At 61.0% G+C, this 21,579-nt stretch carries 22 protein-coding genes; 15 read left to right on the forward strand and 7 right to left on the reverse strand.

What is annotated here, in order from left to right; translation table 11 throughout:
• Positions 1 to 86 precede the first annotated feature (86 nt).
• From lptA to AC27VO_RS00125, 10 genes are all read left to right on the forward strand, one after another.
• Positions 87 to 725 carry a lipopolysaccharide transport periplasmic protein LptA gene (gene lptA / locus AC27VO_RS00080; protein ID WP_488664674.1) on the forward strand — a complete coding sequence of 213 codons (639 nt, stop codon included), beginning with the start codon at positions 87 to 89 and terminating at the stop codon, positions 723 to 725.
• Complete coding sequence (gene lptB, locus AC27VO_RS00085; protein ID WP_488664675.1) at positions 725 to 1,495, forward strand: LPS export ABC transporter ATP-binding protein; 771 nt, start codon at positions 725 to 727, stop codon at positions 1,493 to 1,495. Before lptA ends, lptB begins: the two co-directional genes overlap by 1 nt.
• 60 nt (positions 1,496 to 1,555) lie before the next feature.
• Complete coding sequence (locus tag AC27VO_RS00090) at positions 1,556 to 3,139, forward strand: RNA polymerase factor sigma-54 (RefSeq protein WP_488664676.1); 1,584 nt, start codon at positions 1,556 to 1,558, stop codon at positions 3,137 to 3,139.
• Positions 3,140 to 3,323: 184 nt separating this feature from the next.
• Complete coding sequence (locus AC27VO_RS00095) at positions 3,324 to 4,268, forward strand: sugar ABC transporter substrate-binding protein (RefSeq protein ID WP_488664677.1); 945 nt, start codon at positions 3,324 to 3,326, stop codon at positions 4,266 to 4,268.
• A gap of 10 nt (positions 4,269 to 4,278) precedes the next feature.
• A complete protein-coding gene (locus AC27VO_RS00100; RefSeq protein ID WP_488664678.1) occupies positions 4,279 to 5,847 on the forward strand; it encodes a sugar ABC transporter ATP-binding protein in 1,569 nt (522 codons plus the stop codon).
• Between the two features lie 21 nt (positions 5,848 to 5,868).
• The gene (locus AC27VO_RS00105; protein WP_488664679.1) at positions 5,869 to 6,858 is read left to right on the forward strand and encodes an ABC transporter permease; all 990 of its coding nucleotides are present in this window, start codon (positions 5,869 to 5,871) and stop codon (positions 6,856 to 6,858) included.
• Positions 6,859 to 6,882: 24 nt separating this feature from the next.
• Positions 6,883 to 7,797 (forward strand): ribokinase, encoded by a 915-nt coding sequence (gene rbsK, locus AC27VO_RS00110; protein ID WP_488664680.1) that lies wholly within the window; start codon positions 6,883 to 6,885, stop codon positions 7,795 to 7,797.
• On the forward strand, positions 7,794 to 8,192 hold the full coding sequence (rbsD, locus tag AC27VO_RS00115; RefSeq protein ID WP_488664681.1) for a D-ribose pyranase: 399 nt from the start codon (positions 7,794 to 7,796) through the stop codon (positions 8,190 to 8,192). The genes rbsK and rbsD overlap by 4 nt, the downstream gene beginning before the upstream one ends.
• A gap of 121 nt (positions 8,193 to 8,313) precedes the next feature.
• Positions 8,314 to 9,597: a THUMP domain-containing class I SAM-dependent RNA methyltransferase gene (locus AC27VO_RS00120; RefSeq protein WP_488664682.1), complete on the forward strand. Its 1,284-nt coding sequence runs from the start codon at positions 8,314 to 8,316 to the stop codon at positions 9,595 to 9,597.
• A gap of 2 nt (positions 9,598 to 9,599) precedes the next feature.
• Complete coding sequence (locus AC27VO_RS00125) at positions 9,600 to 10,103, forward strand: putative toxin-antitoxin system toxin component, PIN family (RefSeq protein ID WP_488664683.1); 504 nt, start codon at positions 9,600 to 9,602, stop codon at positions 10,101 to 10,103.
• Positions 10,104 to 10,188: 85 nt separating this feature from the next.
• On the opposite strand, the gene AC27VO_RS00130 is transcribed toward AC27VO_RS00125, so the two are convergent.
• From AC27VO_RS00130 to AC27VO_RS00140, 3 genes are read right to left on the reverse strand one after another with little or no spacing between them, the layout of a single operon-like run.
• Positions 10,189 to 11,238, reverse strand: a complete 1,050-nt coding sequence (locus AC27VO_RS00130; protein WP_488664684.1) for a siderophore-interacting protein — start codon at positions 11,236 to 11,238, stop codon at positions 10,189 to 10,191.
• A gap of 1 nt (position 11,239) precedes the next feature.
• Positions 11,240 to 12,487, reverse strand: coding sequence for an MFS transporter (locus tag AC27VO_RS00135; protein WP_488664685.1), 1,248 nt, complete (start codon positions 12,485 to 12,487; stop codon positions 11,240 to 11,242).
• 17 nt (positions 12,488 to 12,504) lie between these two features.
• Entirely contained in the window at positions 12,505 to 14,745 is a 2,241-nt protein-coding gene (locus tag AC27VO_RS00140; protein ID WP_488664686.1) for a TonB-dependent receptor, read from the reverse strand.
• Between the two features lie 85 nt (positions 14,746 to 14,830).
• On the opposite strand from AC27VO_RS00140, the gene AC27VO_RS00145 reads away from it, so the two are divergent.
• Entirely contained in the window at positions 14,831 to 15,541 is a 711-nt protein-coding gene (locus AC27VO_RS00145; protein ID WP_488664687.1) for a Crp/Fnr family transcriptional regulator, read from the forward strand.
• 123 nt (positions 15,542 to 15,664) lie between these two features.
• Positions 15,665 to 16,774: a 3-deoxy-7-phosphoheptulonate synthase gene (locus tag AC27VO_RS00150; RefSeq protein WP_488664688.1), complete on the forward strand. Its 1,110-nt coding sequence runs from the start codon at positions 15,665 to 15,667 to the stop codon at positions 16,772 to 16,774.
• A 71-nt stretch (positions 16,775 to 16,845) separates the two neighbouring features.
• On the opposite strand, the gene AC27VO_RS00155 is transcribed toward AC27VO_RS00150, so the two are convergent.
• A complete protein-coding gene (locus AC27VO_RS00155; protein WP_488664689.1) occupies positions 16,846 to 17,505 on the reverse strand; it encodes a hemerythrin domain-containing protein in 660 nt (219 codons plus the stop codon).
• Between the two features lie 361 nt (positions 17,506 to 17,866).
• Here AC27VO_RS00155 and sugE point away from each other — a divergent pair, with 361 nt between their 5' ends.
• Positions 17,867 to 18,187, forward strand: a complete 321-nt coding sequence (sugE, locus tag AC27VO_RS00160) for a quaternary ammonium compound efflux SMR transporter SugE (protein ID WP_488664690.1) — start codon at positions 17,867 to 17,869, stop codon at positions 18,185 to 18,187.
• A gap of 18 nt (positions 18,188 to 18,205) precedes the next feature.
• Here sugE and AC27VO_RS00165 read toward each other — a convergent pair whose 3' ends face one another.
• Entirely contained in the window at positions 18,206 to 18,526 is a 321-nt protein-coding gene (locus AC27VO_RS00165; RefSeq protein WP_488664691.1) for a heavy metal-binding domain-containing protein, read from the reverse strand.
• Between the two features lie 158 nt (positions 18,527 to 18,684).
• Between AC27VO_RS00165 and AC27VO_RS00170 the strand changes: the two genes are divergently transcribed.
• Both AC27VO_RS00170 and AC27VO_RS00175 read left to right on the forward strand, forming a co-directional pair.
• A complete protein-coding gene (locus tag AC27VO_RS00170) occupies positions 18,685 to 18,807 on the forward strand; it encodes a hypothetical protein (RefSeq protein ID WP_488664692.1) in 123 nt (40 codons plus the stop codon).
• Positions 18,808 to 19,266: 459 nt separating this feature from the next.
• On the forward strand, positions 19,267 to 19,905 hold the full coding sequence (locus AC27VO_RS00175; RefSeq protein WP_488664693.1) for a response regulator: 639 nt from the start codon (positions 19,267 to 19,269) through the stop codon (positions 19,903 to 19,905).
• Between the two features lie 89 nt (positions 19,906 to 19,994).
• Here AC27VO_RS00175 and AC27VO_RS00180 read toward each other — a convergent pair whose 3' ends face one another.
• Both AC27VO_RS00180 and AC27VO_RS00185 read right to left on the reverse strand, forming a co-directional pair.
• Positions 19,995 to 21,101, reverse strand: coding sequence for an acyltransferase family protein (locus AC27VO_RS00180; protein ID WP_488664694.1), 1,107 nt, complete (start codon positions 21,099 to 21,101; stop codon positions 19,995 to 19,997).
• A gap of 184 nt (positions 21,102 to 21,285) precedes the next feature.
• A complete protein-coding gene (locus AC27VO_RS00185; RefSeq protein WP_488664695.1) occupies positions 21,286 to 21,528 on the reverse strand; it encodes a hypothetical protein in 243 nt (80 codons plus the stop codon).
• Positions 21,529 to 21,579 lie beyond the last annotated feature (51 nt).

The raw sequence follows: 21,579 nt of genomic DNA on the forward strand, positions 1-21,579 counted from the left end.
TTCGACAAAGCCCGCCTTGCGCGGGCTTTTTTCATGGTTTGCGGGCTTGCGTGACTACAATGTGACGCAAGAAACGTGCCCTGCCCATGACATCTAAACTCATCACCTGCTTTCTGTTGACAGCTCTCTCGGGGGCTTTTGGTGTTGCGCATGCTGAACGCGCAGACCGCGACAAGCCCATGAACATTGAAGCGGATGCTTTGCGCCACGATGAGCTCAAGCAGACCAGTGTGTTCACCGGCAACGTGGTGATGACCAAGGGCACCATTGTTTTGCGTGGTGCGCAGCTGGATGTGCGTCAGGATGCGCAGGGCTACCAGCACGGGGTGGTCAAGGCCGAACCGGGCAAGCGTGCCTACTTTCGGCAGAAACGCGATACCGCCCCCGGCGCCCCCGACGAAGTCGTCGAAGGCGAGGGCGAGATCATTGAATACAACGGCCAGACCGACGATGTGAAGCTGATTCGCCGTGGCCAGCTGCGCCGTTATACCGGCGGCAAGCTCAGCGATGACATCATGGGCAGCGTCATCACCTATAACAACCTGACCGACGTGTTCACGGTGGATGGTGAGAAGCGCAGCAGCGAGCCTTCGTCGGCCCCTGCTGGCTCGGGCGGCCGTGTGCGCGCTATTTTGGCGCCCAAGGCCAGCGCACCGGCGCAGCCATCAACGGCCCCAGCGCAGCCTTTGCAGCCTTCGGGTGAACTGAATTTGCAAGGAAAGTAATGGCTGAGCATTCCCAAGATACGGCGGCATCCAGCAAGCTGGAAGCGCGCCATCTGGCCAAGTCCTATGGCAGCCGCAAGGTGGTCAAAGACGTGTCCATGACCGTGCAAAAAGGCGAAGTGGTTGGGCTGCTGGGCCCTAATGGCGCCGGCAAGACCACCTCGTTTTACATGATTGTGGGGCTGGTGCGCAGCGATGGCGGTGATGTGTTCATCGATGGCCAGTCGGTGGGTGGCATGCCCATTCACCAGCGCTCACGTCTGGGGCTGTCGTACCTGCCGCAAGAAGCCTCCATCTTCCGCAAGCTGAATGTGGAAGACAACGTGCGCGCCGTGCTGGAGCTGCAAAAGGATGCAGCGGGCAAGCCGCTGGGCAAGGATGAGATTGAGCAGCAGCTCACCACCTTGCTGCAAGAGCTGCGTGTGGACCACCTGCGCAAGTCGCCGTCGCTGGCGCTGTCCGGTGGTGAACGCCGCCGGGTGGAAATTGCCCGTGCGCTGGCGACCAACCCACGCTTCATCTTGCTGGATGAGCCGTTTGCCGGTATCGACCCCATCGCGGTGATCGAGATTCAGCGCATCATCGGTTTCCTCAAAGAGCGCGGCATCGGTGTGCTGATTACCGATCACAACGTGCGCGAAACACTGGGTATCTGTGACCATGCGTTCATCATCAGTGATGGCACAGTGCTGGCGCAGGGAACGCCGCAGGAGATTGTCGAGAACCCGGATGTGCGCCGGGTTTACCTCGGCGAACATTTCCGGATGTAGTCCTCTCCAGCGGTCCTAAAAAACAACAAAGGTCGAGAGAGCAAAAGAGGGGGTACAGCGTTGAAGCCAGGTTTGTCACTGCGGGTCTCACAGCATTTGGCGTTGACACCGCAACTGCAGCAATCCATTCGTCTCCTGCAGCTATCGACGCTGGAGCTTTCTCAAGAGGTCGAGCACATGCTCGACGACAACCCTTTCCTTGAACTGTCTACCGAGGATGCGCCGCGCGAAGAGTTTGGCGTGGACAGTGCAGACACCGCATCGGAATACGATGCCCATGCGGCGGAAGATGCACACTATTCAGTAGCGGACAGCGCAAGCACCACAGGCGCTGAAGGCCAAAAAGAGCAAGATTTTTCTGCTGCCGAAAGCGATGTGCCCAGCGACTGGGAGGGCGATGGCAGCGTGGACATGTCGTCTTTCGATGACGGCGAATGGGGTAGCGAAGCCCCGGCGCGTGGCAACCGCAACGACGATGACGATGCCCCTACCGCCCTGGAGTTGGCGGGCACCCATGAATCGTTGACCGATCATTTGCTGCAGCAGTCTCTGTCGCTGCGCCTTTCGGAGCTGGATCGGTACGCGCTGCGCTTTCTGATCGAAAACCTCAACGACGACGGTTATCTGGAAGACTCGCTGGAAGAGCTTGCCGTGGGGCTGGCAGGCAGCGAGGACCTCGAGCAGCTGGAAGAGCTGGTGCACCGCTTTACCGTGGCGCTGCGCCTGCTGCAATCGCTGGAGCCCGTGGGTGTGGGGGCGCGTAATCTGTCCGAATGCCTGCGCCTGCAGCTGCTCAACCAGCAACACCAGGGCGACGACAGCGAGCTGGTGGCGCAGGCGCTGCTGCTGTGTGCCCAGCCACTGGAAATGCTGGCCCGCCGCGATGTGCGCAAACTCATGCAAGCCTGCGGTCTGCCTGAAGCCAAGGTGCGTGCAGCGCTGGCCGTCATTGCGCGGCTGGAGCCCAAGCCCGGGCGCCGCTTTGTGGATGTGGAGCGCCACGTGATCGTGCCCGACGTCATCGTCAAGAAGGCCAACCGCCGGGGGGCGGACGGGCTGGCGCAGTTCAGCGTACAGCTCAACCCCGATGTCATGCCCCGGCTGCGCGTGCATGAGATTTACGCAGGCGCACTGCGTGGGCACAAGGGCAGTGAGGGCCATGCAGGCCTGCAGCAGCGCCTGCAGGAGGCGCGCTGGTTCATCAAGAACGTGCAACAGCGCTTTGACACGATCTTGCGCGTTTCCAAAGCCATTGTGGAGCGGCAGAAGAACTTCTTCGTGCACGGTGAGCTGGCCATGCGCCCGCTGGTGCTGCGCGACATTGCCGATGAACTGGGACTGCACGAATCCACCATCAGCCGCGTGACCACGGCCAAGTACATGTCCACCCCCCATGGCACGTATGAGCTGAAGTTCTTCTTTGGCTCGGGTCTGGGGACGGAAACCGGAGGCAACGCCTCCAGCACGGCAGTGCGTGCGCTGATCAAGCAGTTTGTATCGGCGGAAAGTGCGAAGAAACCGCTGTCGGACAGTCAGATTGCCGAGATGCTCAAGGAGCAGGGCATTGAGTGCGCGCGCCGCACAGTGGCCAAGTACCGAGAGGCGCTCAAAATTGCACCCGCCAATTTGCGCAAGGCGCTGTAAGCGGGGCTCGCAACCCTTGGCGGCAATGTTGGTTTGTACTCGCTCATGCGTTAATCTTGCGTTCGCCCGATAAAATCGCGCGGCGATCCATCACGAAATGCGCTACCTTTGGGTGGCGCATTTCTTTTTCTTCTCCCGGACTTGTGTTAACCAGTTGAGCGCATGCAGCGCTCGGAGTATCACCATGCAACAACGTCGTCACACCCTGCTGGCCATCGGTGCCGCTGCCCTGGCCGTTTGCGGTGCATTTGCACCTGTGGCCCATGCCGAAGAAAAGCCCAAGGTGGCGCTGGTCATGAAGTCGCTGGCCAATGAGTTCTTCCGCACCATGGAAGACGGTGCCAAGGCCCACAACAAAGAGCACAAGAACTATGTGCTGGTGAGCAACGGCATCAAGAACGAGACCGATACCGCAGCCCAGATCAAGATGGTCGAGCAGATGGTGGCCCAGAAGGCCCAGGCCATCGTGATTGCACCGGCCGACTCCAAGGCCCTGGTGCCTGTGCTCAAGAATGCCGTGGACAAGGGCGTGATCGTGGTGAACATCGACAACCGCCTGGATCCTGAAGCCCTGAAGGAAAAGCACCTGAACATTCCTTTTGTCGGCCCTGATAACCGCCTGGGCGCCAAGATTGTGGGCGAGCGTTTGGCGAAAGAGCTGAAGGCCGGTGACAAGGTCGGCATCATCGAAGGCGTGTCCACCACCACCAATGCGCAGCAGCGCACAGCTGGCTACAAGGACGCCATGGATGCCGCCAAGATGACCATCGTGGGCGTGCAGTCGGGCAATTGGGAAATCGCCAACGGCAACACCGTGGCCGCGGGCATGCTGCGTGAGAACCCCGATCTGAAGGCGCTGCTGGCGGGCAATGATTCGATGGCGCTGGGCGCCGTGGCTGCGGTGAAGGCCGCTGGCAAGGCCGGCAAGGTGCTGGTGGTTGGCTATGACAACATCCAGGCCATCAAGCCCATGCTCAAAGATGGCCGCGTGCTGGCTACGGCAGACCAGTTTGCTGCCAAGCAAGCGGCTTTCGGTATTGATGTGGCGCTGAAGGCCATCCAGGACAAGACCCCTCAGGCGCAGTTGCCTGCTGAAGTCAAGACCGACGTGGTGCTGGTGACCAAGTAAGGCAGCAGGCATGGCATTCCCAACTCCTGCAGACCAAGGCAACGTGGTCATGCACCTGGACGGTCTTGGCAAAGACTACGGCAGCAGCACGGTGCTGGATGGCGTGAGCCTGGATCTGCGTGCGGGCGAGGTACTGGCGCTGACGGGTGAGAATGGCGCAGGCAAAAGCACCTGCTCCAAGATCATGTGCGGCCTGGTGGCAGCCACGCGTGGGCAGATGACGCTCATGGGCCAACCCTTTGCCCCTGTGTCGCGGACCGATGCCGAACGTCAGGGCGTACGCATGGTGCTGCAGGAGCTGGGTTTGGTGAATACGCTGAGCGTGGCAGAAAACCTGCTGCTCGACCGCCTGCCCCGCAAATGGGGCATGGTGGATCGCCGCCGCTTGCACGAGATGGCGCGGGAGCAACTGGCCAAGATGGGGCTGGATCACATTGATCCACGCACCCAGGTGTCCGATCTGGGCATTGGCATGCAGCAGATGGTGGAAATTGCGCGCAATTTGCGTGATGGCAACCGCGTGCTGGTGCTGGACGAGCCGACGGCCATGCTGACGGCCAAGGAAATCGAGCACCTGTTTACCCAGATTGATCTGATGAAGGCGCGTGGTGTGGCACTGGTCTATGTGTCGCACCGCCTGGAAGAGCTGCAGCGTGTGGCCGAGCGTGTGGCCGTGCTGCGCGATGGCCGCCTGGTGGATGTATTGCCCATGCAAGGTCTGTCAGAAGCGACCTTGGTGGAGCGCATGGTGGGCCGTCATGTGGAAACGCTGGATGAAAAGCCCCGCCGTGAAGCGGGCCCCGTGCTGATGCGCGCACAGCATATGTCGCGCGGGGAGGCTGTGAAAGACGTCAGCCTGGAGCTGCACGCTGGCGAAGTGCTGGGTGTGGCGGGTCTGGTGGGCGCAGGCCGTACCGAGCTGCTGCGCTTGCTGTATGGCGCAGACCAGGCCGAGAGTGGCCAGATCGAGTTGACGGGGCAGCATCCCGACCTCACCGCACAGACGGTATCGCCCAACTGGCGCAGCCCCATGCAGGCGGTACGCGCGGGCATCGGACTGATTACCGAAGACCGCAAGGCCCAAGGCCTGTTGTTGCCGCAATCGATCCGCGTGAATACCTCGCTGAGCCATTTGAACGCTGTATCCGGCGGCGGCTGGCTGCACCGTTCGCGTGAGGCACAGCTGGCCAAGCACATGGTGCAGCGCTTGCGTGTGCGCGCCTCCAGCGCCGAACAGTCGGTGGGCACACTCAGCGGTGGTAACCAGCAAAAAGTGATTTTTGCGCGCTGGCTGCACCGGAACTGTCCTGTAGTGCTGTTGGACGAGCCCACGCGCGGCGTCGATGTGGGCGCCCGCGCGGATTTGTATGCCGAGATCAACACCATGACCGACCAAGGCAAGGCGGTGATGGTGGTTTCCAGTGATTTGCGCGAGCTGATGGAGCTGTGTGACCGCATTGCGGTTATGTACCAAGGCCGCATTGTGGCCACCTTTGAGCGTGGCCAATGGAGCCAGCAAGCCCTGCTGGCCGCCGCATTTGGCGATGTGACTGAAGCTGCCGCCACCGTGGCGGTCTGAAAAACAAGATTGACGAGACCCATGTCTTCCACCACCCCAACCTCTACACCGGCCACCGCGCGCAGCCCATGGCGCCAAGAAATGGGCACCTACATTGGCCTGATCGTGGTTTTGATCGCCATGGTGGCGCTGTTCAGCGCGCTGTCGGACTATTTTCTGACCCAGGACACACTGCTGTCGATCGCCAACGAAATCCCCGCTCTGGCGGTGATGGCCGTGGGTATGACTTTTGTGCTGATCATTGCGGGCATTGACCTGTCCGTAGGCTCGGTGCTGGCGCTCAGTGCTGCGGCTGCGGCTGCGGCCATGCTGCAGTGGGAATGGGGCCCCTGGGGGGCCGCAGTGCTCGGCTTGATGGTGGGCGTGGTGTGCGGTGCGATCACTGGGGGCATTTCGGTCGCCTGGCAATTGCCCAGTTTCATTGTGTCGCTGGGCATGCTGGAGGCGGTGCGCGGCGGCGCGTATCTGGTGACGGACTCGCGTACTCAGTATGTTGGCGATGCCATGGGCGGTTTGGCCGTGCCGTGGGTGGGCGGGCTGTCGGCCTCGTTTTTCATCGCGATCGTGGTGGTCATCATTGGCCAGCTGGTGCTCAGCCGCACTGTCTTTGGCCGTTATGTGGTGGGGATTGGTACGAATGAGGAAGCCATGCGCCTGGCCGGCGTTGACCCCAAGCCTGTGCGTATTTTGGTGTTTGCCGCGATGGGCTTGCTGGCCGCGTTGGCTGGACTGATGCAGTCGGCACGCCTGGAAGCCGCAGACCCGAATGCGGGCTCCGGCATGGAGCTGCAAGTGATTGCCGCTGTGGTGATTGGCGGCACCAGCTTGATGGGTGGCCGTGGTTCTGTCATCAACACCTTTTTTGGCGTGCTGATCATCGCCGTGCTGGAGGCGGGCTTGGCCCAGATTGGCGCCAGTGAACCCAGCAAGCGCATCATCACCGGTGCCGTGATTGTGGTCGCCGTGGTGGTGGACACCATCCGCCAGCGCCGCAGCGCGCGCCAGCACTGATCCCGGTTTGCAAGAGATTTGGCAATGACGCAATCTTCCAAGACCCGCATCGTGGTGCTGGGTAGCCTGAATATGGATGTGGTGCTGCGTTTGGGTGCCATGCCCGCACGCGGCGAAACCGTGCACGCCCAGGAACTGAGCTACATCCCCGGTGGCAAGGGGGGCAACCAGGCCGTGGCCTGTGTGCGCCACGGTGCCCAAGTGGCATTGGTGGGCGCAGTGGGGCGCGATGCCCACGGCGATGTACTGCGCAACGCGCTGGTGCAAGACGGGGTCGACGTTGCCCATGTGGCCGTGCACGATGACGTGGCCACAGGCTCTGCCGTGGTGATGGTGGAGCCCGACGGCAGCAACCGCATTGCCGTGATCCCCGGTGCCAACGCACTGGCCGATCTGCCGGCGAATTTTTCCGGCGTGCTCCAACAGGCCGACTTTTTGGTCATCCAGTTTGAGACACCTTTGGATGTGCTGGACCGCGCGCTCGCCGTGGCGCAGCAAGCCGGTTGCAAGGTGGTGCTGAACCCCTCGCCCGTGAAAGCGGTGCCCAGCAGCTGGTGGCCCCTGATCGACACGCTGGTGGTCAATGAGCACGAAGCGGCCGAATTGTCCGGGATGGCCGTGACAGAGGCAGCGACGGCCTTGCGTGCCGCGCAGCACTTTCTGGCGCTGGGCGTGGGCCGTGTGGTGGTCACTTTGGGCAGCCAAGGGGCCTTGGCGCTGGATGTGTCAGGCCATAGCGTGCATCCCGCCCCCCAAGTGCAGGTGGTGGACACGACGTCCGCCGGTGACACCTTTTTGGGCACCATGACCACCCGCTTGGGCGAAGGCTGTACCTTGGCGCAAGCGGTGGAGTGGGCCATTCAGGCTGCGGCTTTGTGCATTGGCCGTGCGGGCGCACAGCCTTCGATTCCGCAGCGTAGTGAAGTAGATCCTCAATGAAAAAAGCCAAACTGTTGAACGCAGCGCTGTCACACCTGGTGGCGCAGCTGGGTCACAACGACATGATCGTGATCGGTGATGCGGGCCTGCCCGTGCCCCCGGGCGTGCCTTGCATTGACCTGGCTGTGATGCGTGGCCTGCCCCGCATCGATCAGGTGCTGGAAGCGCTGGAGAGTGAAATGCAGGTGGAACGCCTGGTGCTGGCCACCGAATCGCTGGCAGCCAACGGTGGCCAAATGCCCGCCTGGTTGCCCTCGGGGTGGCGTGATCTGCCCACCGAGCAGGTGTCGCACGAGGAATTCAAAGTGCGCAACGCGCAAGCCCGTGCGGTGATCCGTACGGGAGAGTGCACACCCTATGCCAATGTGATGTTGGTGGCAGGCGTCGCCTTCTAAAATCGCTTGCTTTGGTGAGCGCAATGCAACGCAGCCTGTCAGGCTGCGTTTTTGCTTTCAGCGGGAGTCAACCAACAGCCGTACAAGGGAAGGGTGACTCGCGTATGCTTGGCCTCCTGCTATGAATCAACTGCATCTGTTTTTACCCTGCGCCGCCGGCGTTGAGGGCTATCTGGCCGACGAAGTGCGCGCCATTACCGGCGTGGGCAACGACGATGTGCTCACCGGCCGTGGCGGCGTCATGGTGCGCGGCATGTGGCGCGATGCCATGCTGCTGAACCTGCACAGCCGCCTGGCGCAGCGCGTGCTGATCGAGCTGTCGTACACCGAGTACCGCAGCGAGAACGACCTGTACCGTGCTGCCAGCGAAGTGGCCTGGGAAATCTGGTTCACACCGAAGGAAACCTTCAAAATCGAAGTGACGGCCCAGCACAGCCCGCTGACCAGCCTGAACTTTGCGGCCCTGCGCGTCAAAGACGCGATTGCCGACCGTTTCCGCGCCAAGCGCAACGGTGTGCGCCCCAGCGTGGAAACCAACCACCCTGATGTTCGCGTGCATGTGCACCTGACGACCGACAGCTGCACGCTGTACATCGACACCACCGGTGAGGCGCTGTTCAAGCGCGGCTGGCGTGAAGACAAGGGCGACGCACCGCTCAAGGAAACCTTGGCCGCCGCCATGATTGCTGCTACGGGCTGGGACCCGCACGGCCCCAACCCGCAGCCGCTGTATGACCCCTGCTGCGGCTCGGGCACGGTGGTGATTGAGGCCGCACAAATTGCGCGCAAGATTCCTGCTGGCATTTTGCGCAGCTTTGCTTTTGAAAAGCTGGTGCCTTATCAAAAGCACGTCTGGGAAGCCATCCTCGACGAAGCGGAATCCAAAATTCTGGATGTCAGTCCCGTGCCGATTTATGGCTCGGATGTGTCGCACCGCATGGTGGACTTTGCCCAGCGCAACGCCGAGCGTGCGGGCGTGGCCGAAACGGTGAACCTGCGTGGTGGTGATGCGCTGCAGCGTATGCCCCCGTGCGAGCAGCCCGGCATTATGCTGCTGAACCCGCCTTATGGTGAGCGTATTGCCGCTGCGGGTAGCTTTGGCCGCAATGCGGCGGAGCGCATGCATGAGGTGGAGCGCGTGGGCCGTGAAACCGCGCAAACCGAAGACGGTGGTGAATTTTTCAGCCAGCTGGCCAGCCACTGGAAGAAGAACTACAGCGGCTGGAGCGGCTGGATGCTCACGCCCGACCTGAAGCTGCCGGGCAAGATGCGCTTGAAAGAGTCGCGCCGTACGCCGATGTGGAACGGCCCGATTGAGTGCCGCCTGTTCCGCTTTGACATGATCAAGGGTGCGGTCAAACCCCGTAAAGATGAGAGCGCACAGCGCCCATTTGACGAGGCTTAAGCATGAAAATCGTTCTGAAATGGCCCACTTGCAACGCGGGCTACACCGGTCCGTTGCCGCGCCCCATGGTGCTGGACACGAACGTGGTCTTGGACATGCTGATTTTTGACGATCCGCACATTCCGCCGATCCGCGAGCTGGTGGCCAAGGGCGAAGTGCGCTGGATTGCCGATGAAGCCCAGCGCATTGAATTGGTCCGTGTGCTGCACTACAGCCAGATTGCCCCGCGCGTGTCGTTCTACGGTAAGACGCCCGAGGGCGTGATGGCGGCCTTTGATGCGGCGGTGGAATACGTGGCGGAAGCACCCAAGATCCGCTTCACCTGCACCGACCCGGATGACCAGCATTTCTTGGATCTGGCCAGCCAGCACCAGGCGCTGCTGGTTAGCAAGGACAAAGCCGTGCTCAAGCAGCGCAAGCGTGTGGCACAGAACTACGGTGCGACCGTGGGCAATATCGTGTTGCTGGAAACGGCAGAGGCCGTAGAAACGGTGGCTGAGGTTTGAGTCAAATCACCCTCTAACGCTTTCCCAGAAAACGCTGGAAGCTATCAAAAGTATGTAAAGGATGTGATGCAAGTCATATCCTTTTTTATTGCCAGTACACCGCGAGTTTGTGGTCGCCCCCTGTTGCCAGCGGATCGGCTTTGAGTGCAGCCTTGGTGGCTTGGATCAATGCTTTTCCGCCCGCTAACCACAGCTGGGTATTGGGGGGCACAGAGGCTGTTTGCGTGCGCAGCCAATGCTGTACGGCAGCGGCTTGGCTGGCAACATCGCCCACATGCCACTGCACATGCGCAGCAGGGGGGATGTAGGCCGTGTCACCCACGTGGGTGGCCAAAGCCAGTAGCTGCCAACCGCTGCCACGTGCGGCTTGCTGCTGTGCAATGCGCAAGGCAGCAGGCAGGGCCGCCATATCGGCGACCAACAGCAGGTGGGGCGCTTGGGGAATCGTGCCGCCAGAAGGCCCCAGCAAACCCACGTGGTCGCCCGTTTTGACCTGTGCCAGCCACTGCGCACCGGGGGCATCATGGTTGTGGCACACGATGTCGATATCCAGCCATTGCGCCTGCGTGTCGCACTGGCGAATGGTGTAGATGCGCTGCGGCAACGGGGTTTGGCCTGCGTCCCATTGCAGACGGCCTTGCGCGTTGAGCTGCGGCCATTGCACGGCGGTGTTGCCCTGCGGCAGCAGCAAACGCACATGCAAACCATCAGCTGCCAACGGGGCCATCACGGGCACTGCCAGCCGCACGCGGCGCATATGGGCGGTGATGTCGGTCACCGCGATGACTGTCACGACCTGAAAACGGTGGCGCAAATCTGCCGTGGGCAGGCCATGCCACTCCAGCTGCAGGGCAGATGCTGGTGCGCCATGGTTGGCCAGAAATTCTTGGGCATGCTCGTCCAGCGAGAGCTGAATCAGTTCTGCCATGCGGATATCCATGGCGTCAATGTCGCAGGAGAACCCGCCGGCATGGCAGCTGTGGAAGGCCAAGGTGCCCACTTGAGGCATGTGCAGTGTCACCCCTTGGGGGGAGGGGTGCAGTTGCACGCCCTCGGCCTCCAGATGGCTTTGTAGCCACGCCAAAAACGCTGGCGCATGGGGCATGTGCGCTTGCACGTGGAAATGCAGGGCCATCTCAGTGCTCCTGCAATCCACGCTGGGCTTTGCGCAGCAAGGTGGGGGTGAGCGCCAAAGACATCACGCCCAAGCCGGTGGCGACAGCGAACAAGCCGGTGAAAGACAACTGCTGCGCAATCGCACCGCCTGCCATGGAACTGACCATGTAGGTGAGCAGTTCGGCACAGACAAATACGCTGAAATCAGTACCAGGTTGTTTTTGCGAGGAAGCGCCCATGAATAAAGCGTAGAGCGCTACCATTTCCATATATCTCAGCATGCTCAGCGCCAGTGCCAGACCGACCAACACTTCGCTGCCGCCCAAGTGGCCACTGGCATGCAGCCCAAACAGCACATAGCAACCCACACGGATCACGCACAGGCCCAGCAACACGGTCAGCTGACTGCTGCGGCGCAGCCACCAAGCGGCCACCACACTGCCGAGCAAACCTGCGGTGACGGCGGCGGTGCCGCTGAGTGTGCCCACTTGGCTCAGGCTGAGGCCTTTGGCCAGCATGTAGCTGCTTTCCATTGACCGCACCATGCCTTCGCTCAGGCGATAGCTCATGGCCAAAAGCAAAATAGCCCAGATGCCTGGGCGCCGGAGCAGTCGCAAGATGCTGGGCCGCTCTGCATGCGCTGAAGGTGGTGCTGCGTCCTCCGCCTCCGCCTCCGCCTCTTGCATCCATGGCAGGGCCAGCAGCGGTAGCAGAGACAGACCGGCCATCAGTAACAGCGTGGCTTGCCAGCCCCAATGCTCAAACAGTTGCATGGACAACATGCCGCCCACCAGCACCCCTGCAGCCACCGCTGCAGCTTGAATGCCGTTGCCTGTGGCGCGCTGGGCTTGATTGTGCAAGATGCTGGTGGCATAGCCATCGGTGGCAATGTCTTGCGTGGCAATGCACAGTGCAATCACCATGCCCACCACCAGCAGCGCGGTGATGCTGCTGGGGGGCACCCAAGCCAGCGCCGCAATGGCTGCGCAGCAGCTCAATTGTGTGATCACAATCCAGCCGCGGCGGTGCCCCAGCTTTCCCCAGCTTTTGCGATCCACCCACGGTGCCCACAGAAACTTGAGCATCAGGGGCAGCATCAGCACCGACAGCAGCCCCACCTGGGTCAGGCTCATGCCACTGGCCCGCAGTGCTGCGGGCACGGCCATGATGAGCAGGTAGGACGGCACACTTTGCGCCAGATACAGCGCGGCAATCGTGGCCCAAGTGCGTGTGGGTGCCGAGTGGGAAAGGCAAAGGGACGAGGACATTTCAGCGCGAGGTGCTATCAATAGTTCACGGTGTAGTTCACCGAGAAGGTACGGCCACGGCCATAGTAGGCAAAGGTTTCTGGTGTGGCGGATGCGCCGTAAATATAGGCGGCGCGTTGCGACCAGGTGGTCAGGTATTTGCGGTCCAGCAGGTTTTGGACACCAAAGCTCAACCGGCCTTTACCCAGCTGTGTGCTCGCCAGCAGGTCCAGGGTGGTAAATCCCTTGATCGTCTGTTGGTTGTCATCGTTGAGTGTGCGCTGGTGTGTGGCCTGCACGCGTGCTTGCCAGCTGCCTTGCTGGTAGTCCGTGTGCAGTGTTAATTTCGATGGGCTGGCCATGTCAATGCCTTGGCGTTTCCAGTCTCCATGCTTGCGCTCTTGCGACTGAATCAGCAGCCAAGAGCCGCCAATACCCCATTGGCGGTTCAAGGCGTAGTTCACACTGCCTTCCCAGCCAAAGTTGCGGCGCTTCTTCTCCAGCACGTCGATCAGCAAGGTGCTGCGGTTTAACTCAATCGAGTTGTCGGACCAGGCATAGAACAGTGCAGTTTGGAAATTCAGTGGGCCTTGCTGGCCTTTCCATCCCCATTCCACTTGGCGTGTCTTGATGCCTTTGAGGGGGGCGGAGCTGGGGTCAACGCCTTGCGCCAGTTGCCAGTGCGTGCCTACCAATTTATAGCTGCCGTCACCAAAGTACTTACCGGGGTCGGGCAGCTCAAAGCCTTCGGTGTAGTTCAGCCACGTGCTGTGGCCTTCCATTGGTTTGAAGTGTGCGCCAAGGTTGAACAAGGTGACGTTGTAGTCTGCACTGCCACCGGGCACGGCATCGGCCGTTTGGCCCATGCCCAGCGCCATATAAATCTGCTGGGTGGCGGCGACAAAGTCCTTGACATCCAAGCCCATGCGCTGGTGGCGCAGGCCTGCAGACAGTGTGGTGCGGTCTGAGAGTTTCCAGTCCATTTGGCCAAATACGGCCTTGCTGTCGACTCGGTAGTCAGGGTAGCGGCCGGTGGTGCCGATCTTGCGATTGATCAAGCCACCACTGGCCATGGATTTCGCACTATCAAACAGCGTCATGCTGGAGTCGAAGTTCTCGCGATCCCAGTCCAGGCCGTAGCGCACGGTGACGTTGCCGATGTCTTTGGCCAGCGCCGCTTTGAAGCCCCACACATCGGTGTTCTGGTGTGAAGCAGATACGTAGCGCGGATCGGGGAAGGGCGCAAAGTCCAGCTCCTCCTGCCGCCAGAATCCCTGCAGGTAGAAATCATGCCCGCCCAGTACGTCGCTCGCGTGGTAGTTGGCATTGAGCATGGCACGCTCGGTCATGGGCACCACATCGCTGCTGAACCCTTCACGCTGTTCCAGCAGGCCGGGTTGCTGGCCGTAAATGCCGGCAAAGTTACTACCTGCATACAGGTAGCTGCTGCCCTCGAATTTGTTGCGGTAGTACTGTGCGCTGAGGTCCAGACTTTGCCCTGCACCTAAGTTGAATTGCAGATTGCCCATCACATCCATGCTGCGCGTATCTTGCAAGTCGGTTTGCGTGATGTCAGAGCGGACAGCCCGCCCTTGGCTATCAAAAAATCTACCGTTGTCTTGCACGGCAATGCCCAGGCGGCCTTGCACGGTCTCATTGCCACCGCTGACGGACTGCGCAACGCGCAACTGGCGGTCATCACTGGCATTCAAGCCGCTGACCATCCCCACTTCGCTGGAGAAGCGTGACGGGGCATCCGCCGCTTTTTTGGTGATGATGTTGACAATGCCGCCGGTGGCACCGCCCCCGTACAGGGCCGATGCGCCCGAGAGCACTTCGATGCGTTCAATATGGAAGGGGTCAATGGCATCGAGCTGGCGTGCGGTACCCCGTGAGGAGTTCAGAGACACCCCGTCCACCATCACCAGCATGGGGCGGCCACGCAGGTTTTGCCCAAACCCGCTGCGCCCTTGGTTGCCAAGGTCAATGCCAGGCACGAGGTGGCCCAGTGCTTCCTTGAGGTTCAGCCCTGCTTGGATCTGCGCACTTAAGGCTTCGCTGTCAATGACTTGTACTGTTGCAGCCAGCTCCGCGCGTGTCTGCCCCAGGCGCGAGACAGAAACGGTCTGTACACCCATCACCTGGGGCTCTGGGGCGCTGGATTGTGCGTGTGCTGGGATGCAGAGCATCAGCATCAAGCCCGTGGCGCTGGCAAGCGGGGTCAGGCGCAAAGCGTGTGCGGCGCTGCGTGGTGCAGAGAAAGAGGGCGTCATGGCCATGGGGTCTGTCGTAGAGAGAAAGTGCGAATTGCATGCGAATGTATGAGAATCGTTCTCAATCATTTTTTCTCGACGGAACAATTGCATGAATCAGCCGAAGAGTTGGACGCACCATGATCTTTACGCGCATTGGCGTGAGTGCATTTGGGCTGACTGCATTCCTGCGGATGTGATGCAGGCGGACGTACTGCCGCAGCTGCGTGTGCACTGCTATCAACCAGGCCAGGCGTTGTGGCTGCGCGGCGATGCGCCAACCGCATGGGTGGGCGTGATGGGCGGTGCTGCCAAGTTGTGCGTGACGACTGCGCAGGGGCGTGCGGTGACGGTGGGCTGCACTGCGGGGAGCTGGATTGGAGAGGCGCCGCTGATTCTGGGCGCAGCGCGGCACAGCTGTGATGCGGTGGCATTACACACACTCACCGCCGTGAGCATGCCGCGTGCCTGCTTTGACCATTTGCGTCGCAACTACTTGACGTTTGGGCTTTTTTTGCAAGAGCTGATGGCCGAGCGCAACCAGCAACTCATGGATTTGCTGGCGGCCCAACAAGAGGGCAACATCCCCGTCAAAGTGGCGAAGTGTCTGGCGGCACTGCTGACGCCGCGCAACTTCCCCACGCCACAAAGCCGAGAGATTCAGGTGTCACAAGGAGAGCTCAGTGAACTGTGCCAAGTCTCTCGATCGCGTCTGAGCGAAGCGCTATCGACGCTCGAAGCGCAGGGACTGATTCACGTGGGATATCGCCGCATCAAGGTGCTGGACTGGAATGCTATGCGCGGTTTGGTGCGATTTGAATGAAATGGGTTGCTAACGCTTGTCTGTAAAGCGCTGGCAGCTATGGTTTTGTGATTTGGCGACAGGTGGGTGCGGTGCACAAACCTTGGACTGGCAGCTTTGCAGCCAGACAGCGACAATGTTGCAATGACTTCTTCGCCTTCTCTGACCAAGCCTGCGGCCTTGTCCACGCTGGACAAGACCCGCATTGACGACACCCGCATCAAGACCGTACGCCCGCTGCTCACCCCTGCCTTGCTGGAAGAGTGGCTGCCCGCCACCGAGCAGGCGCTGGCACTGGTGGAAAGCAGCCGCGCCTCCATCTCGCAGGTGCTGCATGGGCACGATGACCGTCTGGTGGTGGTGGTGGGGCCTTGCTCCATCCACGACCATGCGCAGGCCATGGAATATGCGCGCCAGCTCAAGGTGCAGGCGGATGCGCTGAAAGACGACTTGCTGGTGGTCATGCGCGTGTACTTTGAAAAGCCGCGCACCACCGTGGGCTGGAAGGGCTACATCAACGACCCGTACCGTGATGGCAGCTTCAATGTGAATGAAGGCTTGAAGCTGGCGCGCAAGCTGCTGCTGGAAGTGCTGGAGCTGGGGCTGCCCGCAGGCACGGAGTTCCTGGATTTGCTCTCTCCCCAGTTCATCAGCGATCTGGTCAGCTGGGGCGCCATCGGCGCGCGCACCACCGAGAGTCAGAGCCACCGTCAGCTGGCCAGTGGCCTGTCCTCACCCGTTGGCTTCAAAAACGGCACCGATGGTGGCGTGAAAGTGGCGTGCGATGCCATCTTGGCCGCTCAGTCCTCGCACGCGTTCATGGGCATGACCAAAATGGGGCAAAGCGCGATTTTTGAAACCCGCGGCAACCAAGACTGCCATGTCATTTTGCGTGGCGGCAAAGCGCCCAACTACAGCGCCGCCGATGTGCAATCGGCTTGCGAGATGCTGGAGAAAATCGGCTTGCGCCCGCAAGTCATGATTGATTTTTCGCATGCCAACAGCAGCAAGCAGCATCGTCGCCAGATCGATGTGGGTGCCGATGTGGCGGCACAGATTGCTGCCGGAGAGGCGCGCATCACCGGCGTGATGATTGAAAGCCACCTGAACGAAGGTCGCCAGGACATCGTGGAAGGCCAGCCACTGGCGCATGGCGTGTCGCTGACCGACGCGTGCATCAGCATGGCGCAGACCATTCCTGTGCTGGAGCAGCTGGCCGCTGCAGTGCGCGCGCGCCGTAGTCTCAAGCGCTGAATCGGGGCATAAAAAAAGCCGCATGCAGAAGTTGTCTGCATGCGGCTTTTCTCTGCCAGAGATTTTTGAATTTATGGTTGGAGTTTAATTTTTTTCTCAATTGTGGTGTTCAGTTTTTCTTCTTTTTTACGCCGCGTGAAGACTTGTTTCATATAGCGCACGTCGCTGGCAGAGAGCTGCTTTTGCGCCGCCACGAATTGCTCTTGCTCTTCTTCACGAATGTGGTGCAGATAGACCTCACGCAACGCCGTAAAACGGCGCATCCATGCGGGCGATGCTTGATCGCGTGCCGCTAGGTCGGCCAGCTTGTCATCGATTTCCTTGTGCTCGCTGACCGCATGGCGCGCATCATCGGTGGTCTTGGGGTTGCGCATGACCGTGGACCACAGCGCCTGCTCTTCGGCGGCGGCGTGGCTTTTCAGCTCCAGCGCTAGCTCCTGAAAGAGCGTTGCACGCTCCGCAGATTTCGCGGTGGTTTCGCTCACCATGGCCAGCAGCGCCCGGTGGTGATCGTGGTCTTGCACCAGCCGTCCAAAGATGTCGGGATCTCCACGGAACGGTGTCTGCGGGGTGCTGCCAATGCGGGCGGCTACATCGGGCGCCACAGCCTTGGCTTTGGCAATGGCAGCGCATTTGGCCTGCGCGGCGGGCGGAGTGACAGCGGCCCGCTTGGTACGCGGGGCAGGTGCTGTTTGCGGAAGGTTTTTGCGGCGTGGGGTCGAGCTTGGCATGGCGTTCACCTGGTCAGAAAAGCAATACCGCCTGTTGTAGCCAACGATGCGCAAGTGCACGGGTGGGAAGAGAAGGTGCGCGCCTGTAGGAGATGGCGGCACGTGACCACGCAGGATCGTTTCGGCGGTGGCAGCGGCGGGGCGTTGCAGCATCCCGATGACATCGCCAGTGCCTCTGTCAACTGTGGCATGGCTACCACCCAAGCACCGCCAGGGGTTGGTGTACAGCGTGCGTGCCCGGCGGCGCACTGCCTAGAATGGACTTTCTTTCGCCGTGCCATACGGCCCGGCCCAGGACGACCTGGGTTGGTACTTTCAAAAGGGACGGCCCGCAGCGCACCTGAGGTGCAAGGAGTCTGGAATGGCGTGGCTTTATCTGGTTGTTGCGGGTTTGCTGGAGGTCGTCTGGGCCTTCACCATGAAGCAGTCGCACGGGTTTTCGCGCCTGGTGCCCAGTGTCATCACCCTCGTTGCGATGATTGCAAGCTTTGGCCTGCTGTCCATGGCCATGCGCACGCTGCCGCTGGGCACGGCCTACACCATCTGGACGGGTATTGGTGCAGTCGGTGCGTTTCTGGTGGGGATCACGGTGCTGGGTGAGCAGGTGTCCGCGATGCGCATTGCAGCGGCCGTATTGATTGTCAGCGGCTTGGTGCTGATGAAACTGTCTGCGGCGGAGTGAGCAGGTGGCGCGGCGGGCTTATTTGACGACCACTGCCGTGCCGCTGGCGGACACCATCAGCATGCTGTTGGCGGTGCCCAGGATCTCATAGTCCAGATCGACACCCACCACGGCATTCGCTCCGATTTTGGTGGCGTGGGCCTGCAACTCGGTCAGCGCCACTTCGCGGGCTTTTTGCAGCTCACGTTCATTGGTGCCTGCGCGCCCGCCCGTCAGGTAGCGGATGCCAGCGAACATGTCTTTGAAGACATCAGTGCTCAATATCACTTCGCCGGCCACAACCCCGCAGTATTTGGTAATGGTTTTGCCTTCTACGTTGGGTGTGGTGGTGACGATCATGCAGAGCTTCCAAGACAAAGGATGCCCACATGCTCTACGGAGTTTGCGCTTTGGCTCTGTAGGAATTGCCCGCAAGCGTGCGCGTCTTGGCCCATGTTCTGGACGAACGCGCGACACTGCACGTTCGTCCCCCCGACAGCGGGACGCCAGGAGGAACTATGGAGTCACATCGCATGCGGGAGACCGCGCCACGCCGATCTGCCGAGGCCACGCAGCGCCAGCCTGTAGCGCCCGATCAAGGCCCCGTGCCGTTGCCGCCCGACGACCAGCCACCGCAGTAAGCGGACAACCATCCAGGTCTGCGCATGCAGCACCCGCGCCATCGTCCACGGCCAAGGTTGCAAAGACGCCACAACGTGTGCACAGCAGGGGCTGTGCAAAAATTAATCATGTGGTTTATACTTACGGCTACGGGTTATCACTTACAGGTTAACGCGTAGCTGTGTGGCAGTTGAGATGCATCCCCACAGCACATTCAACCGGCATCTCGTACACAGAAAGAACTGTCATGCGTCAAGCCATTCACTCCATCATCGAGTTCATCCAAGAAGCCCGTGCCGCCCATCTGGACGTGGCCAACCAGTAATCTGGTGTGCTGGGCAGCCAGTGCGGGCTGTTGAAATCTACGCAAACTAGGAAGTGCCCTCCAGCATTGGCTGCAGGGCATTTTTGTTGGTGGCTGCGCACTGGCTTTGCGCAGGGTGAAAGCGGTGGTTCCGGGGGCGTGGCAGACTTCGTCCATGTCTGAACCCACCTTGCTCGTCGCAGACGATCACCCGCTGTTTCGCGCTGCCGTGCTGCACGTGCTGCGTGAGCGCTTTGCGCAGTTCACCACGCTGGAGGCGGCCAGCGCCGCAGGCGTCAGCGGGACACTGCAGGCGCACCCCGAGGTGGAGCTGGTGTTGCTGGACTTGACCATGCCTGGCGCTCGGGGCTTTTCCACGCTGCTGCACGTGCGCGGGGAGTACCCGGAGATCCCGGTTGTCATCATCTCTTCTAACGACCAGCCCCGCGTGATTCGTCGGGCGCAGCAGTTTGGTGCGGCGGGCTTCATTCCCAAATCAGCGCCGGCCGAAGACATTGCCAGTGCGATCGAGGCGGTGCTCGATGGGGGCAGCTGGTTCCCGCCCATGGCGGCAGAGCGTTCACAGGCGGACGCTGATCTGGCCGCGCGGCTGGCACAGCTCACGCCCCAGCAGTTCCGCGTCCTGCTGTGCCTGGCAGATGGCTTGCTCAACAAGCAGATCGCGCATGAGCTGGGTTTGGCAGAGAACACCGTCAAAGTGCATGTGACGGCCATTTTGAAAAAGCTCGCCTGCTATTCACGCACCCAGGCTGCAGTGCTGGTGAAAAGCCTGGAAAACGACAACGAGCTGTAAGCCCTGGGGGCGGCAGTGCAGGTGGCTGCGTTTTGAATGAAATCAGGCGATAGCCAAGGTGTAGCAAGCGCTGCTAGCTATCAATCTTTTCAAATCGACTGAAACAACGTGGCCAGCAAGCCGGTGGACAGCACGCCCACCTGCCAGCGTTGCAAGTGCTTCCAGGTGGCAGTGCTGCGCTCCGTCCACTCATACAGCACGGACCCTGCCGCGATGGACAGCAGCACCGCCACCAGCATGCCCAGTGTGTTGGGGATGAGCTGGCCCGGCCAGTTGGCATGCACCTCGGCATTGACCAGCAGGCACATGGGAAAGTGGATCAGAAAGATGGAGTACGAACGCTGGCCGATCCAGGTCAGACCGGGCAGCTGAAAGTCGCGCACGGCCTCGGGCCAGCGCAGGTTGCCGCACACGGCCAGCAGCAGCGCGCTGAGACCGGACAGCGCAATGCGGTCACGCCACTCCTGTGTCAGGGCAGACAGGGCCAGCACGGCAATCAGCACGGTCCACAGCACGCGCTGCGAGCGTTGTGCGCTGTGGGTGGCCCACCAGGCCATCATGCCCATGCCATAGGCGCCCATGAAGTACAGAGCCCACATGTCCAGATCCGGGTTCAGGTTCCACACCCACAGCGAGACGGCCGTGGCCAGGGCAATGCCCGCTTGGCCCCAGCCCGCCCAGCGCGACTGCTGGCGGCACAGCCACAGCCACAGCAGGCACAGGGCGTACAGCTGAAAGTCGATGGCGACATACCAGACGCCTGCAGAAATCGATTCAAAGCCTGCAATGCTGTGCAGCAGCAGCAAGTGCGCCACCACATTGGCCCAGGTGGGGGTTTCGGAGACCGAGGCATGGTCAAAACCCAGCCCGCGCACGGTCTCATTCACCACAATCGCCACGACCAGCGCTGCGCTGTAGGGCAGGCTCAGGCGGACGAAGCGCTTGCTCAGCGTGGGCCAGAAGGTGGTGTGCTTTCCCACCCCCTGCGGTGCCAGTGCGGCAGCGGCGAAATAGCCGCCCAACACCAGAAACACCTGCACCGCCATGCGGGCGTACTCTTCCATCCAGAACATGGACCCCGGCAGCAGGGGGCGCAGAACATCGGACATCGGGCCATAAAACGCGAGGTGGTGGCAAACAATCAACAGGCATGCCACGGCCTTGACCTGGTCAAGGGCGGTGTTTCGGGAGGTCATGAACAACTCAGAGCGAAGCGTACTTGTTCAACGGATGCCGTAGGCAGAACGCTGACACGTAACAGGCGGTTCTTGTAATTTTTAGTGTTTTTGGTTGCTAGCCCTTGATGGGCTTGCGCAAGATGCTCTTGTTTTTGTGAGTCAAGAAGCCGTTCTTGTAGCGTGCAATGTGCAGGAGGGCGCATCAGGCCTGGTATTGCGTACCCAGAATCCACCAGGCCAGTGCCCCCGACAGCAGGGCCAGCGCGATGGGAATCAGGTTAAGCGCTGCAGACACCGGCCCCCACTGTGCTCCGGCGCGCTGACGGGCGCTGCGGTAGCTGAGGCCTGCCGTCACCAGTGCCACGGGCGGAAACAGCAAGGCGGGCAAGATGAGGAACAGCAGCGGCAGGGTCAGCAGCGAAAGAGCAATCGAAATCCAGCGCATGGAGCAACAGCGGGAGTGGGGCAAGGCCCGCATGATAGCGGGCCGTCCAGG

This window comes from Comamonas sp. 14P8.1.4 (assembly GCF_057799285.1).